The organism is Cellulomonas sp. McL0606 (assembly GCF_058248365.1).
Genome location: NZ_CM177779.1, coordinates 2,433,804 through 2,447,179, shown reverse-complemented (window position 1 = coordinate 2,447,179; position 13,376 = coordinate 2,433,804). Strand labels below are relative to the sequence as shown.

The following is a 13,376-nucleotide window of genomic DNA, read 5'->3' as shown; positions in this document are numbered from 1 at the left end:
GGCGCCCCGCGACGAGTGCGGGCGCCCGGGGATCGCCGACGAACGGCCGCGGCCCGGCTCCCACGAGGGGAACCGGGCCGCGGTCAGGCTGCGACGAGCGTCAGAGGCCGACCTCGGCCTCGAACGCGCCCTCCTCGAGGCGGGCCTTCAGCGCGCTGAGGTAGCGCGAGGCGTCCGCTCCGTCGACGAGGCGGTGGTCGTAGGAGAGGGACAGGTAGCACATCGAGCGGATGGCGATGACCTCGGCGCCGTCCGCGTCCAGGATGACGACCGGGCGCTTGACGATCGCGCCGGTGCCCAGGATGGCAGAGGTGCCGCCGGGCACGATCGGGGTGTCGATGATCGCCCCGCCGGAGCCGGTGTTGGTCACGGTGAACGTGGCACCGCTGAGCTCGTCGGGCGTGACCTTGTTCTGGCGGGTGCGGCCGGCCAGGTCGACGATCTTGCGCGAGATGCCGGCGAGGTTCAGGTCGCCCGCGTCGCGGATGACCGGCACGAGCAGGCCACGCTCGGTGTCGACCGCGATGCCGACGTTCTCCTCGCCGTGGTACGTGATCGTGTTGCCCTCGAGCACGCCGTTGATCTTCGGATAGGCCTTGAGACCCTCGATCGCGGCGAGCACGAAGAACGGCAGGAACGTGAGGTTGACGCCCTCGCGCGCCGAGAAGTCGGCCTTGGCCTTGGCCCGCAGCCGCGCGATCTTGGTGACGTCCACCTCGACGACCGTGGTGAGCTGCGCCTGCGAGTGCAGTGCGTCGACCATGCGCTCGGCGATGATCTGCCGCAGCCGGCTGGCCTTCTCGGTCGTCCCGCGCAGCGGCGAGACGGTCGCGGCGGCGGACTTCTTCGGAGCGGCGGCGGCCGGTGCCGTCGCGGCCGGAGCAGCGGCGGCCTTCGCGGCCTCCTCCGCCTTGGCGGCCGCGTCGAGGACGTCCTCCTTGCGGATGCGTCCGCCGACGCCGGTGCCCGCGAGGGTCGCGACGTCGACGCCCTTCTCCGCAGCGAGCTTGCGCACGAGCGGGGTGAGGTAGCTGCCCGAGGCCTGGGGCGCTGCCGCCGGGACCGGAGCCGGGGTCGCGGGGACCGGGGCCGGGGTGGCCGGGACGGGTGCCGGCGCGGCCGACTCCTGCTCGGCGGAAGGCTCGGGTGCGCTCTGCGGCTCGGGCGCCGGCTCGGCGGCGGCCGGGGCGGACACGGGCTCCGGCGAGGCGGGTGCGGACGCGGCGGCCGAGTGCCCGACCCGATCACGGCGAGGACGGCGCCGACCTCGACGGTCTCGTCCTCCTGCACCAGGATCTGCTGCAGCGTGCCGGCGAACGGCGACGGGATCTCGGTGTCGACCTTGTCGGTCGAGATCTCGAGCAGGGGCTCGTCGACCTCCACCGTGTCGCCGACGTTCTTCAGCCAGCGCGTCACGGTGCCCTCGGTCACGGACTCGCCCAGGGCGGGCAGGGTCACGTTCTCGCCGACGCCTCCGCCGTCCGACGACGCGGCCGGGGCCGCGGCGGTCTCTTCGTGCTCCTCGACGGGCTCCTCGCTCGCGTCGGACTCGGCGGCGGGCTCCTCGGCCGGAGCCTCCTGGGCCGGTGCCTCGGCCTCGGCGGGAGCCGACGAACCCTCGGCAGGGGCCGACGAGCCCTCGTCGGAACCCGAGCCGGAGTCCGAACCCGAACCCGAACCGATGACGGCCAGCGTGGCGCCGACCTCCACGGTCTCGTCCTCCTGGACCAGGATCTGCTCGAGCACGCCGGCGAACGGCGACGGGATCTCGGTGTCGACCTTGTCGGTCGAGATCTCGAGCAGCGGCTCGTCGACCTCCACCGTGTCGCCGACGTTCTTCAGCCAGCGGGTGACGGTGCCTTCGGTGACGGACTCACCCAGGGCGGGCAGCTGCACGTTGTCGGACATGACCGCTCGTGTCTCCTTCGAATCGTGTGGTCAGTTGTGGGCGTGCAGGGGCTTGCCGGCCAGCGCGAGGTGGGCCTCTCCGAGGGCCTCGTTCTGCGTCGGGTGCGCGTGGACGAGCGACGCGACGTCCTCCGGGTAGGCCTCCCAGTTCACGATGAGCTGGCCCTCCCCGATGAGCTCGCCGACGCGCGCACCGATCATGTGGATCCCGATCACCGGGCCGTCCTTCTGACGGACCAGCTTGACGAACCCCTGCGTGCCGAGGATCTGGCTCTTGCCGTTGCCGCCCAGGTTGTACTCGAGCGTCTCGACGTTGTCGACGCCGTGGACCTCCTTGGCACGCGCCTCCGTGAGACCGACCGAGGCGACCTCGGGGTCGGAGTACGTCACGCGCGGGATGCCCGACTCGACGATCGTCGCGGGGTTGAGCCCGGCGATCTCCTCGGCCACGAAGATGCCCTGTGCGAACCCGCGGTGGGCCAGCTGCAGGCCGGGGACGATGTCGCCGACGGCGTAGATGTTGCCGACGCCGGTGTGCAGGCGGTCGTTCGTGATGACGAAGCCGCGGTCGAGCGTGATGCCCTGGTCCTCGTAGCCGAGGCCCGACGTCCGCGGTCCGCGACCGACGGCGACGAGCAGCAGGTCCGCGTCGAACGTCTTGCCGTCCTCCAGCGAGACGTGCACGCCGTTGTCGTCCTGGGTGACGCCGGCGAACCGCACGCCCAGGTTGAAGTTGATGCCGCGCTTGCGGAACTGACGCTCGAACGCCTTGGAGAGCGCCTCGTCCTCGTTGGCGACGAGGTGGGGGAGCGCCTCGATGATCGTGACATCGGCACCGAACGACTTCCAGACCGACGCGAACTCGGAGCCGATGACGCCGCCACCGAGCACGATCACTGACTTGGGCACCCAGTCGAGCTGCAGCGCCTGGTCGGACGTGATGACCCGGCCGCCGATCTCCAGACCGGGCAGCGTGCGGGCGTAGGAACCGGTGCCGAGGATGATGTGCTCGCCGGTGATGCGCTCACCGTTGACCTCGACCGTGTCCTTGGCGACGAGCGTGCCGTAGCCCTCGAACACGGTGATCTTGCGGGACTTGATGAGTCCCTGCAGGCCCTTGTAGAGCCGGCCGACCACGGTGGCCTTGTACTCGTTCACGCCGGCCATGTCGATCTTCTCGAGCGTGGTGTGCACGCCGTAGTGCGCGCCGTCGCGGGCGTGGTCGGCCAGCTCGGCCGCGTGCAGCAGCGCCTTGGTGGGCACACAGCCCACGTGCAGGCAGGTGCCGCCGACCTTGTCGGCCTCGACAAGTGCGACGGACTTTCCGAGCTGGGCGGCACGGAGCGCAGCCGCGTAGCCGCCGCTGCCTCCGCCCAGGACGACGATGTCGAAAGCGGTGCCGGTGGTGTCGGCCACGTGCAGACTCCTCATACGCAGACGTGTGGTCTCAAGCTCGCCGACCATCTTGTCATCGTTGCAGGTCCCGAACGACCCGGACGCCCGGCGTGCTGGTGTGACACTCAGAACAGTCGTCCCATGACTGGTGTTCCGTCTCGTGCATCACAGGGGATCGCTCCCGACGGAATGTACCCTCAGGCGGCATGGGCCTGTTCTCCCGTCGGAAGCACCCGGCGGCCAACGACGCACCGACCGACCGCTCCGCCCGGGACGCCACGATCGCGCACCTCAAGGAGTTCATCCTGACGCGGGTCGGGGTCGAGGCGTACGTCGAGCCGCGCACCAACTCGACGCCGACCACAGTGATGCTCGTCGCGACCGACGGCGAGTGGACGCGCCGCCGCGTACCGGACGGCGAGGCCGCCGCCCAGATCGCGCGCGAGATGAACATCCCGATCTACGACGTCCAGCGCACGGGCTACCCGCAGCGTGTCCGGGACTACAACTCCCGCCAGCGCCTGGCCCGGAAGAAGTCGGGCGGCCACTAGGCCAGTCGCCGCACGAGCCCCAGGAGCTGCCCGGCGACGAGCTCGAAGGGCTCCATGGACTGCTCGGCGCGGCTGACGACGACCGCACCCTCGGACGCCGCGACGAGGGTCGCCGCGAAGCCCGCAGCGTCGTCGTCCGGCAGACCGCCCGCCGAGAACAGCGCGGCCAGGCTCGTCCGCCACGCGCGGAACACGGCTGCTGTGTGCTCGAGGAAGTCGGGCGACCCGGTCGAGACGGTGACGGCGAGCACCGCGCACCCCGCCCGTAGCCCGGAACGTTCGAGTACGGCACGCCACAGCCCGAGGAACGACGCCGTGACCTCCTCGGGGGATCGACCGACCCACCCGTCGACGGCGCCGAGCGCCCGGGCGCCCGCGAGGTCGACGGCAGCCGCGAGCAGCTGGTCCTTCCCGTCGGGGAAGTGGTGGTAGATGGATCCGCGCGGTGCTCCGGTGGAGCTCGAGGACGTCGGCGAACGACGTCCCCTGGGTCCCCTGGGTCGCCAGCAGGCGCACGGCCCCGTCGACCATGCGCGCCTTCGTCTCGCCGGCCACCCGTTGCCCTCTCTTGACTATGACAGTCCACATAACTAGCGTTCTATGCACATCATCATAGCGAGGAGCCGGACCATGCCCATGATCGACGTCTACACGCCCGACGACCTGTTCCCCACCGACGCGGACCAGCAGCTGGCCACCGATCTCACGTTCGCCGTGCTCCGCGCCGAGGGGCACACCGAGCCGGTGATCGGCGCGTTCTTCACGGAGAACACCGCGGCGTTCGTCCACCGGCTGCCGCAGGTGACGACCGCCGCGAACCCGACGGCCCGCGCCGTGCGCGTCCAGGTGATCACCCCACCCGACTCGCTCGACCGGGAGGGGCAGCGTCAGCTCACGCGCGAGGCCACGCAGATCGTGACCGACCTCGTCGGGGAGGGCGGCGTCCAGGTCTGGGTGATCATCAGCGAGGCGGCTGAGGGCGGCTGGGGCCTGTTCGGGACCGCGTTCGGCAAGCCCGAGTTCGCCGCGCTCGCCGCCAAGGCTGCGGCGGCCCGCGAGGGTTAGGCGACCAGCGCCAACAGGTCCGCGGCTTCGACCGAGCCCGGCGCCGTCCCGGCCGCGGCGGCCTGTCGGGACAGGCGCTGCAGGAGGGCGTTGACCGGCGTGGGCACACCGTGCAGGCGCCCGAGCAGCACGATCTCGCCGTTCAGGTAGTCGGCCTCGATCGAGCCGCTGCCGCGGACGAGCGACTGCCAGGAGGAGCCGCCACCGTCCTCGCCGGGGAGCCGGGCCATCCGGAACTCGGCGCGCGCGGCGTCGTGCTCGTCGTCGGGGAGCACGCGGACGCCGGCCGCCGCGAGCGCGGCCCGGCCCTCCGCCGTGGCGCGCGCGGCGAGCTCGCCGGCGGCGTCGTCCCAGCCCGTGCCGCACAGGGCCTCGACCGCGTTCGCCAGGTTGGACAGCAGCTTGGCGGACTTCCACGCCATGACGTCGTCGACGACGGGCGCCGAGAACCCGGCCGCGACGAGGTCCGCCGCGATGTCGGTGGGCGCTGGGCCTCCGATCGGCACGGAGCCGAGCGTCAGGACGCCCGGGACCGGCGTGCTGCCCGCAGACACGCGGCCGGGCTCGAGGAACGTGGCCGGCAACCACACGCACATCCCGACCACGTGGGCGAACCTGCGCAGGGCGGTGCGCTCGTTGTCGATCCCGTTCTGGGCGCACACGACCCGGGAGTCGGACGCGGCGGTCCCACCACCGGCCACGCGACGGTCGGCCCACGCCTCGAGCGCGGCGACCGTGTCCTGGCTCTTCACGGCGAGGACCAGGACGTCGTCGGGCCGCAGCGCGACATCGTCCGGACCGCCGACCGCGGGCGGGTGCACGTGCCGGACGCCGTCCGCGGTGGCGACGGTGAGGCCTCCGGACCTCAGCGCGTCGAGCTGACGGTTCCGGGCGACCAGGACGACGTCACGGCCCGCTGCGGCGAGGAGCCCGCCGACCACGCCGCCGATCGCGCCCGTCCCGACGACGAGGTAGCGCATCGGCGCGGCGCCTAGGCCACACGCCCCTCGATCAGGGCGAGCAGGGTGCGTACGCCGACACCGGTCCCGCCGACCGGGGTGTACCCGTGGGCGGCCCGCTCGTTGAACGCGGGACCCGCGATGTCGAGGTGCGCCCACGGGGTCGTGCCGACGAACTCCTGCAGGAAGATCCCGGCGGTCAGCATCCCGCCGAACCGGTCGCTGATGTTCGCGATGTCCGCGACCTTCGACTTCAGGCCCGGGCGCAGGTCGGCCGGCAGGGGCATCGGCCAGAACTGCTCACCGGCGGTCCCCGCGGCCGACACGATCTCGGCGCGCACGTCGTCGGTGCCCATCACGGCGGACACCCGGTTGCCCAGTGCGATCATCTGCGCGCCGGTGAGCGTCGCGATGTCGATGACGACGTCGGGCTCCTCCGCGACCGCCTCGACGAGCCCGTCGGCCATGACCAGGCGGCCCTCGGCGTCCGTGTTGAGCACCTCGACGGTCTTGCCGCCGCGGATCGTGATGACGTCCGACGGCCGCTGAGCGGTCCCCGACGGCATGTTCTCCGCCAGGCACAGCCACCCGGTGACCGCCACGGGCAGCCCGAGCCGCGCGGCCGCGACGACCGTGTGCAGGACGGCGGCGGCGCCGGCCATGTCGGACTTCATGGCCTCCATCCCCGCCGCGGGCTTGATCGAGATGCCGCCGGAGTCGAACGTGATGCCCTTGCCGACGAGGGCGACCTTGGCCGCGGGACGCGAGGGCGAGTAGGCGATCTTGACCAGGCGCGGCCCGCGCGACGAGCCCTGACCGACGCCCATGAGGCCGCCGTAGCCGCCGGCCAGCAGCGCCTTGTCGTCGATCACGGTCACGCGCAGACCCTTGGCGCCCGAGTCCTTGGCGGCCGCCTTGGCCAGGTCCGCGAACGCGGCGGGATAGAGGTCGTTCGGCGCCGTGTTCACCAGGTCGCGGGTGCCGTGCACGGCGGCGGCGAGCACGGACGCGCGATCGACACCGGCCTTGGTCGCGCGGTCTCGCGGGTGGGCGGTGATGATCTGGATCGTCGCGACGGGCGCCTTCGTCGAGCCGTTGTACCGCGCGTACGCGTACGCACCGAGCAGCGCGCCCTCGGCGACCGCGGCCACGGTCTCGGCATCGTCGGTGGGCAGGGCAAGCCCGACGCTCGCGGTCCCGGCGAGCTTCCGCGTCGCGGCACCCGCCGCCCGGCGCAGGGTCTCCGGGGTGAGCGGACCGGAGCCGACCCCCGTGAGCACCAGCACGGCCGCGGCGAGCCCGGTCCCGGGCAGCCGACGCACCTCGTCGGGGGCGCCGGTGACGCCCAGTGCGGCGGCCGACGACGCGAGGAGCGTGCGGAAGTCCTTGGGCAGTCGCTCGGCCCCGAGCACGACGGGCTGGTCGTCCTGCTGGGCGACGGCGACCACGAGGGCGTCGACGGAGAGGCGGGCAGGGTCCTGTGCGGTCAGCGTCACGGTCACCGTCCGACTATAGGTCGGGGCGCCGGTACGGTGGGGCACCGTGATCGTCCCCCTCGCGCTGCTCGTCGTCGCCCTGTGCGTCGCACTCGGCGGCTGGGCGCTGTGGTTCGTCGTCCGCGACCGCGCCGTGATCCTGCGCCAGCTTCTGGGGTGGCGCGGTCGTCGAGGCCGTGCTGCTCGTGCAGGCGGTCGTCGCGGCGGTGCTCGCCCTCGCAGGCTCTCCCGACGTCGACGGCGTGCTGCTGTGGGGGTACGTCCTGACGCAGCTGTTCATCCTGCCCATCGCCGCGGCGTGGGCCTTCGCCGAGCGCACGCGCTGGAGCTCCGTGGTGCTGCTCATGGGCGCCCTGACCGTTGCCTTCCTGGAGTACCGACTCCTGCAGATCTGGGGGACCGTGTGACCGACGCCCGACCGACCCGTTCCACCGCCAGCGGCCCCGGGCGGGTGCTCGTGGCGATCTACGGCGTCCTCGCGCTCGCCGCGACCGCCCGCGGCCTGTTCCAGGTGACGACCAAGCTGTCGGAGGCGCCGGTGGCCTACCTGCTCTCGCTCGGCGCGGGCATCGTCTACATCGTCGCGACCATCGCGCTGGCCAAGGACTGGCGGACCGCCGCCTGGTGGGCCGTCAGCATCGAGATGGTCGGGGTGCTCACCGTCGGCATCTTGTCGCTCACGGTGGTCGACGACTTCCCCGACCAGACCGTGTGGTCGGCGTTCGGCCAGGGCTACGGCTACATCCCGGTGATCCTGCCGTTCCTCGGCCTGCTGTGGCTGTGGCGCACGGGCCGTCCCGTGACCACCGCCTAGGGTTGGGAGCGTGTACCGCCTGCTCTTCGACCTCGTCCTGCGTCGGATGGACCCCGAGCGCGCGCACGTGGTCGCGTTCGCGCTGATCCGTGGCGTCGCGCGGGTGCCGCTGCTGCGCCCCCTCGTCGCGCGAGTCTTCGCTCCGCCGGCCCAGGGTGAGGTCCAGGTCTTCGGCCGTCGGTTCCCTTCGCGGTTCGGGCTCGCGGCCGGGTTCGACAAGGACGCGGTCGGCGTCGCGGGTCTGACCATGCTCGGCTTCGGGTTCGTCGAGGTGGGCACCGTCACGGCGAAGGCCCAGCCGGGCAACGAGCAGCCGCGGCTGTGGCGCGTGCTCGATCAGCGGGCGCTGCGCAACCGGATGGGCTTCAACAACGAAGGGTCGGCCGACGTCGCCGCGCGCCTGCGTCGGCTGCGCGCGACCCCGGCGGGGCGCCGCCTCGTCGTCGGCGTGAACATCGGCAAGACGAAGGTGACACCGGCCGAGCACGCGTCGGTCGACTACGCGACGAGCGCCGGGCGGCTCGCGCCCTACGCGGACTATCTCGTGGTCAACGTGTCGTCGCCGAACACGCCCGGGCTGCGCGACCTGCAGTCGGTCGAGGCGCTGCGTCCGATCCTCGAGGCCACGCGCGTCGCGGCCGACGAGGCGACGGTCAAGGCCGGCAAGCCGGCCGTCCCCCTGCTCGTGAAGATCGCGCCGGACCTGTCCGACGAGGACGTCGACGCGGTGGCCGAGCTGGCGGCCGACTCGGGTTGGAGGGCGTGGTCGCGGTCAACACGACGATCGCCCACGACTCGGGCCGGGCGGCCTGTCGGGTCCGCCGGTGCTCGCCCGCGGGCTGGACGTCGTGGCCCGCCTGCGCAGCCGCCTCGGTCCGGACGCGGTGATCATCGGGGTCGGCGGCATCACCACGCCCGCCGACGCCCGCGAGTACGTCGCGGTCGGAGCGACGCTCGTGCAGGGCTACACCGGTCTGATCTACGAGGGACCCTTCTGGCCGTCGCGCATCACGCGGGCGCTCGGTGCAGACCAGGCCCGCCGATCGCCCACGCAGCGCAAGGCGGCCGTCTGATGGTGCTCCGACCGCAGTGGGAGTGGCGCTTCGACGGCGCCGACACCGAACCCGTGACGACCCCGGTGAGCCCGGTGTTCACCACGCAGTACGACGCCGAGCAGTGGCTCGGAGAGCACTGGCGCACGCTCGCGGCCCAGGGCGTGCACGCGGTCCGGCTGCTGCACGAGGGCCTGCAGGCCACGCCGACGCTGACGCTGCCCTACACCTAGACCATCGCGTGGACCCGATCCGACGTGGTCGTCGGCTCGGTCACACCCAGTCCCGCCCACGCCTCGGCCAGCCTCGCGACGCCCAGCCGCAGCCCGTCGGGGGACGTGCTGAACGGCAGCCGGAGGTTCCGCTCGAAGCTGCCGTCCACGCCGAACGCGGTCCCGGGCACGATCCGCACGCCGTACCGGCCCGAGATCGCCGAGAGCGCGCTGGACACCGGTGCGCCGAGGTCGGCCCAGAGGAACAGACCGCCGCGGGGGATCGCGAACCGCCACGACGGGAGCTGCTCCCGCACCAGCCCGGCCAGCTCGTCCCGCTGCTCGCGCAGCACCGCACGCCTGCGGTCGAGCACGGCGTCGGGCTGAGCGAGCAGCTCGGCCACCACGAGCTGCTCGAGCAGCGGCGTGCCGATGTCGACGCTCGCGCGAGCCGTGGCCAGCCGCGACACCAGGTCCGGGTGGCCACGCACCCAGCCGACGCGCAGGCCGCCCCAGAACGACTTGGACGCGGACCCGATCGAGGCGACGAACGCGGACCCGGTCCCGTCGCCGGCGAACGACGACGGAGCAGGTCCCTCCATCGTCAGCTCGGCCATCACCTCGTCGCCCACGACGGTGGTGCGGTACCGACGGGCGAGGGCGCGCACGGCGGCGCGTTCCTCGTCGTCGAGCGACGTGCCCGTGGGGTTGTGGTGGGCGGGGATCAGGTAGACGAGCCGCGGCGAGACCTGTCGGATGGTCGACTCGAGCAGGTCGATGTCGAGCCCGTCCACCCCGAACGGCACGGGTACGGGACGGGCGCCGGCGGCGCGGACCACGTCGATGGCGTGCGGGTAGGTGGGGTGCTCGACCACCACCCGGTCGCCAGGACCGGCGTGCGCGTGCACGAGCAGGTGGATGGCCTGCTGTGCCCCGGTGGTCACCAGGATCTGGTCGGGGGTGGTCGGCGTGCCCCGGCGCGTGTACCAGCCGGCGATCGCCTCACGCAGGACCGGAACACCGAGGGGTGTGTAGCCCGTGCCGCCCAGGTGGCGGGGGAGCGCGTCGAGCGCGGCGAGGTAGCACCCGTGCAGGATCGACGGGGCCGACGGGGCGGCCATCGAGAAGTCGATGACGTCCTGCCCGTCCTCCCGCGACCCGGCGAACGGCGCGCGCGCACCCCGACCGCTCGGGAGCGTGGTGACGGTGCCGGAGCCGCGGCGGCTGACCAGGTAGCCCTCGTCCCGCAGGAGCCCGTAGGTAGCCGTCGTGGTGGTCCGGGAGACGCCGGTCGCGTCTGCCAGCTCGCGCTCGCTGGGCAGCCGGGTGCTCAGCGGCAGGGTTCCCGACAGGATCGCGGCCCGCAGGGCATCCGCCAGGGCGACGTACGCCGGGCCGGTTCGCTGCCAGGCGCCGAGCACGGAGCGCAGGCGGTGGCCGCCGATGCGTCGGTCGGTCGGGAGCGTTCATGGTGCCACGATGACAGAAGTGGCTATGGATTGAAAGGCCATGATTGAGCCAATCTTGGTGACCATGAGCATGTGGCTATTGATCCTTCTGGTTCTCCTCCTCGTCGCGGCGATCGCCGGTGCGGCGACCGTCGGGGTCCTGCGTCTGCACCGCAGACCGACGCGCCAGCCGCGGTACGGCTGGACCGAGTGGAACTTTCGGTGACGCGCCGGCTCGGGCAGCTGCTCGTCGGGCTCGTCCTCTACGCGGCGTCGATCGCGATGGTCGTCCACGCCGACCTGGGGTCGATGCCGTGGGACGTCCTCACGCAGGGCATCGTGAAGCACACCGGCCTGTCGTTCGGCATGGTGACGCTTCTGACCGGCGTCGTCGTCCTGGCGTGCTGGGTCCCGCTCCGGCAGCGCCCGGGCGTGGGCACCGTAGCCAATGTCGCGGTGATCAGCGTGCTCGTCGACCCGTTCTTCGCGGTGCTCGACCACCTGCCCGACCCGTTGCCGATCGGTGCGCGCATCGCGCTCGCCGTCGGGGGCGTCGTGCTGAACGGCGTGGCGACCGGCCTGTACGTCGGCGCCCGCCTGGGTCCGGGTCCGCGCGACGGGCTCATGACGGGCCTCGTCGCGCGGACCGGGTGGTCGATCCGGCTCGTGCGGACGGGCATCGAGGTGGTCGTGATCACGGCCGGCTGGATCCTCGGCGGCACGTTCGGGCCGGCCACGGTGCTGTACGCGCTCGCGATCGGGCCGCTCGTGCACGTGTTCCTGCCGCTGTTCACCGTCCCGACGCCCGACTCCGTGCGGACGACGGAGCCGGACGTCGCGCGGGTGTAGGTCAGCGGGGTCCGGGCGCGTTCCGGGCGGTCTCGGCCGGGTCGTCGACGACGGCGTCGCCGAGGATCGTGTCGATCCGCGCGAGCAGCTCGGCGGGGATGACGACGCCCGACGCGCGCACGTTCTCCGTGACCTGCTCGGGCCGCGACGCACCGATGATCGCGGACGCGACGTTCGGGTTCTGCAGCACCCAGGCGACGGCCAGCTGGGCCATCGACAGCCCGAGCTCGTCGGCGACGGGCCTCAGGTCCTGGACGCGCGCAAGCATGTCGGGCCGCTCGAGGAAGCGGCCGATGAATCGTGCGCCGCCCTTCTCGTCGGTGGCTCGCGACCCTTCCGGTACCGGCTGGCCCGGCAGATACTTGCCGGTGAGCACGCCCTGCGCGACCGGCGACCAGACGATCTGCGACAGCCCGAAGCTCGGCGGACGTGGGGACGACCTCGCCCTCGATGACCCGCCAGAGGGCCGAGTACTGGGGCTGGTTCGAGATCAGGTGGACGCCGAGCTCCTCCTGGGCGAGCGCGTGACCAGCACGGATCTGCGGCGCCGACCACTCGCTGACGCCGATGTACAGCGCCTTGCCGGCCCGCACGACGTCCGCGAACGCCTGCATCGTCTCCTCGAGCGGCGTCGACTCGTCGTACCGGTGCGCCTGGTAGAGGTCGACGTAGTCGGTCTGCAGGCGCCGCAACGAGCCGTCGATCGACTCGAGGATGTGCTTGCGGGACAGGCCCGAGTCGTTGGCGCCGCCGGGGCCCGTGGGCCAGTAGACCTTGGTGAAGATCTCCAGGCCCGCGCGACGCTCGCCCTGCAGAGCCTCGCCGAGGACGGTCTCGGCCTTGGTGTTCGCGTAGACGTCGGCGGTGTCGAAGCTGGTGATCCCGGCGTCGAGCGCGGCGCGGACGCAGGCCTTCGCGGTGTCGTTCTCCACCTGCGAGCCGTGCGTCAGCCAGTTGCCGTAGGTGATCTCGGTGATCTTGAGGCCGGAGCGGCCGAGGTAGCGGTAGGAAACCATTCCTCGACCCTAGCGGGGGTACTGACCCCGCTTGACCTGCGGCTTGGGCAGGCGCGACCGGCGGATCTGCAACGCCCGGACGACCGTGTAGAACGGCGCGCCCTTGAGAGGGACGTCGGCGCCGAACTTGGCGAGCAGGCGCTTCTTGGTGCTGCGCCACAGGAACCACGCGTCGATGGAGAACAGGATCATGTACGCGTACAGCGCGACGATCGCGCCGCCCGCGAGGATCGTGTTCCTGAACACCAGCTGCACGACGATGAGCAGCACGGCGATCGGGAGCACGAACTCACCGAGGTTCCAGCGGGCATCCACGCAGTCGCGCATGAACCGACGCTGCGGACCCCGGTCCTTGAGCGGCATGTGCCTCTCGTCGCCGCTCTGCATCGCCGAGTACTCGAGGTTGCGCTGCTTCTTGCGCGCGTCGGCCTGCGCGCGGGTGGCGCCCTTGCGGTCGGAGCTGACCAGCGGGCGCTTGTTGGCCGCCTCGGCCTCCTTGCGCTTCGGCGTCGGGCGACCCTTGCCTGCGGGCTCGGCGGGGCCCTCCGACAGGGCGGGTTGCGGGTCGTTGCTGCGTCCGGGCACGGGTCAAGGGTAGTCGAGTAGCGTGC

At 72.2% G+C, this 13,376-nt stretch carries 12 protein-coding genes and 4 pseudogenes; 8 read left to right on the top strand and 8 right to left on the bottom strand.

Annotated features, from left to right (window positions below; all coding sequences use genetic code 11):
- Positions 1–100: 100 nt before the first annotated feature.
- Positions 101–1,908, bottom strand: a pseudogene (gene sucB / locus AC38ZX_RS12485) (2-oxoglutarate dehydrogenase, E2 component, dihydrolipoamide succinyltransferase).
- A gap of 30 nt (positions 1,909–1,938) precedes the next feature.
- Positions 1,939–3,324: a dihydrolipoyl dehydrogenase gene (lpdA, locus tag AC38ZX_RS12480; protein ID WP_491294540.1), complete on the bottom strand. Its 1,386-nt coding sequence runs from the start codon at positions 3,322–3,324 to the stop codon at positions 1,939–1,941.
- Positions 3,325–3,509: 185 nt separating this feature from the next.
- On the opposite strand from lpdA, the gene AC38ZX_RS12475 reads away from it, so the two are divergent.
- Positions 3,510–3,854 (top strand): oxidoreductase, encoded by a 345-nt coding sequence (locus AC38ZX_RS12475; protein ID WP_426592275.1) that lies wholly within the window; start codon positions 3,510–3,512, stop codon positions 3,852–3,854.
- Here AC38ZX_RS12475 and AC38ZX_RS12470 read toward each other — a convergent pair.
- A complete protein-coding gene (locus tag AC38ZX_RS12470) occupies positions 3,851–4,255 on the bottom strand; it encodes an LmrA/YxaF family transcription factor (protein WP_491297400.1) in 405 nt (134 codons plus the stop codon). The two genes, AC38ZX_RS12475 and AC38ZX_RS12470, sit on opposite strands and share 4 nt — an antisense overlap.
- A gap of 229 nt (positions 4,256–4,484) precedes the next feature.
- On the opposite strand from AC38ZX_RS12470, the gene AC38ZX_RS12465 reads away from it, so the two are divergent.
- Entirely contained in the window at positions 4,485–4,919 is a 435-nt protein-coding gene (locus AC38ZX_RS12465) for a hypothetical protein (RefSeq protein ID WP_426592273.1), read from the top strand.
- Here the strand turns inward: AC38ZX_RS12465 and AC38ZX_RS12460 are convergent.
- Both AC38ZX_RS12460 and AC38ZX_RS12455 read right to left on the bottom strand, forming a co-directional pair.
- Entirely contained in the window at positions 4,916–5,899 is a 984-nt protein-coding gene (locus AC38ZX_RS12460; protein WP_491294533.1) for a ketopantoate reductase family protein, read from the bottom strand. The genes AC38ZX_RS12465 and AC38ZX_RS12460 overlap by 4 nt on opposite strands.
- 11 nt (positions 5,900–5,910) lie before the next feature.
- Positions 5,911–7,380: a leucyl aminopeptidase gene (locus AC38ZX_RS12455; RefSeq protein ID WP_491294531.1), complete on the bottom strand. Its 1,470-nt coding sequence runs from the start codon at positions 7,378–7,380 to the stop codon at positions 5,911–5,913.
- Between the two features lie 40 nt (positions 7,381–7,420).
- Here AC38ZX_RS12455 and AC38ZX_RS12450 point away from each other — a divergent pair.
- From AC38ZX_RS12450 to AC38ZX_RS12435, 4 genes and pseudogenes are all read left to right on the top strand, one after another.
- A pseudogene (locus AC38ZX_RS12450) lies at positions 7,421–7,781 on the top strand (hypothetical protein).
- A complete protein-coding gene (locus tag AC38ZX_RS12445) occupies positions 7,778–8,188 on the top strand; it encodes a hypothetical protein (RefSeq protein WP_426592268.1) in 411 nt (136 codons plus the stop codon). The pseudogene AC38ZX_RS12450 and the gene AC38ZX_RS12445 overlap by 4 nt, the downstream one beginning before the upstream one ends.
- A gap of 10 nt (positions 8,189–8,198) precedes the next feature.
- Positions 8,199–9,261 (top strand): annotated as a pseudogene (locus AC38ZX_RS12440) (quinone-dependent dihydroorotate dehydrogenase).
- Complete coding sequence (locus AC38ZX_RS12435) at positions 9,261–9,473, top strand: hypothetical protein (RefSeq protein ID WP_426592266.1); 213 nt, start codon at positions 9,261–9,263, stop codon at positions 9,471–9,473. Before AC38ZX_RS12440 ends, AC38ZX_RS12435 begins: the two are co-directional and overlap by 1 nt.
- Here the strand turns inward: AC38ZX_RS12435 and yczR are convergent.
- Entirely contained in the window at positions 9,470–10,897 is a 1,428-nt protein-coding gene (gene yczR, locus AC38ZX_RS12430; protein ID WP_491297399.1) for a MocR-like transcription factor YczR, read from the bottom strand. The two genes, AC38ZX_RS12435 and yczR, sit on opposite strands and share 4 nt — an antisense overlap.
- 64 nt (positions 10,898–10,961) lie before the next feature.
- Between yczR and AC38ZX_RS12425 the strand changes: the two genes are divergently transcribed.
- Together AC38ZX_RS12425 and yczE are read left to right on the top strand one after the other, a co-directional pair.
- Complete coding sequence (locus tag AC38ZX_RS12425; protein WP_491294528.1) at positions 10,962–11,126, top strand: hypothetical protein; 165 nt, start codon at positions 10,962–10,964, stop codon at positions 11,124–11,126.
- A complete protein-coding gene (yczE, locus tag AC38ZX_RS12420; RefSeq protein WP_426592263.1) occupies positions 11,123–11,749 on the top strand; it encodes a membrane protein YczE in 627 nt (208 codons plus the stop codon). Before AC38ZX_RS12425 ends, yczE begins: the two co-directional genes overlap by 4 nt.
- A gap of 1 nt (position 11,750) precedes the next feature.
- Here yczE and AC38ZX_RS12415 read toward each other — a convergent pair.
- Positions 11,751–12,765, bottom strand: a pseudogene (locus AC38ZX_RS12415) (aldo/keto reductase family protein).
- Positions 12,766–12,774: 9 nt separating this feature from the next.
- Positions 12,775–13,350: a DUF3043 domain-containing protein gene (locus AC38ZX_RS12410; RefSeq protein WP_491294525.1), complete on the bottom strand. Its 576-nt coding sequence runs from the start codon at positions 13,348–13,350 to the stop codon at positions 12,775–12,777.
- Between the last annotated feature and the right edge of the window lie 26 nt (positions 13,351–13,376).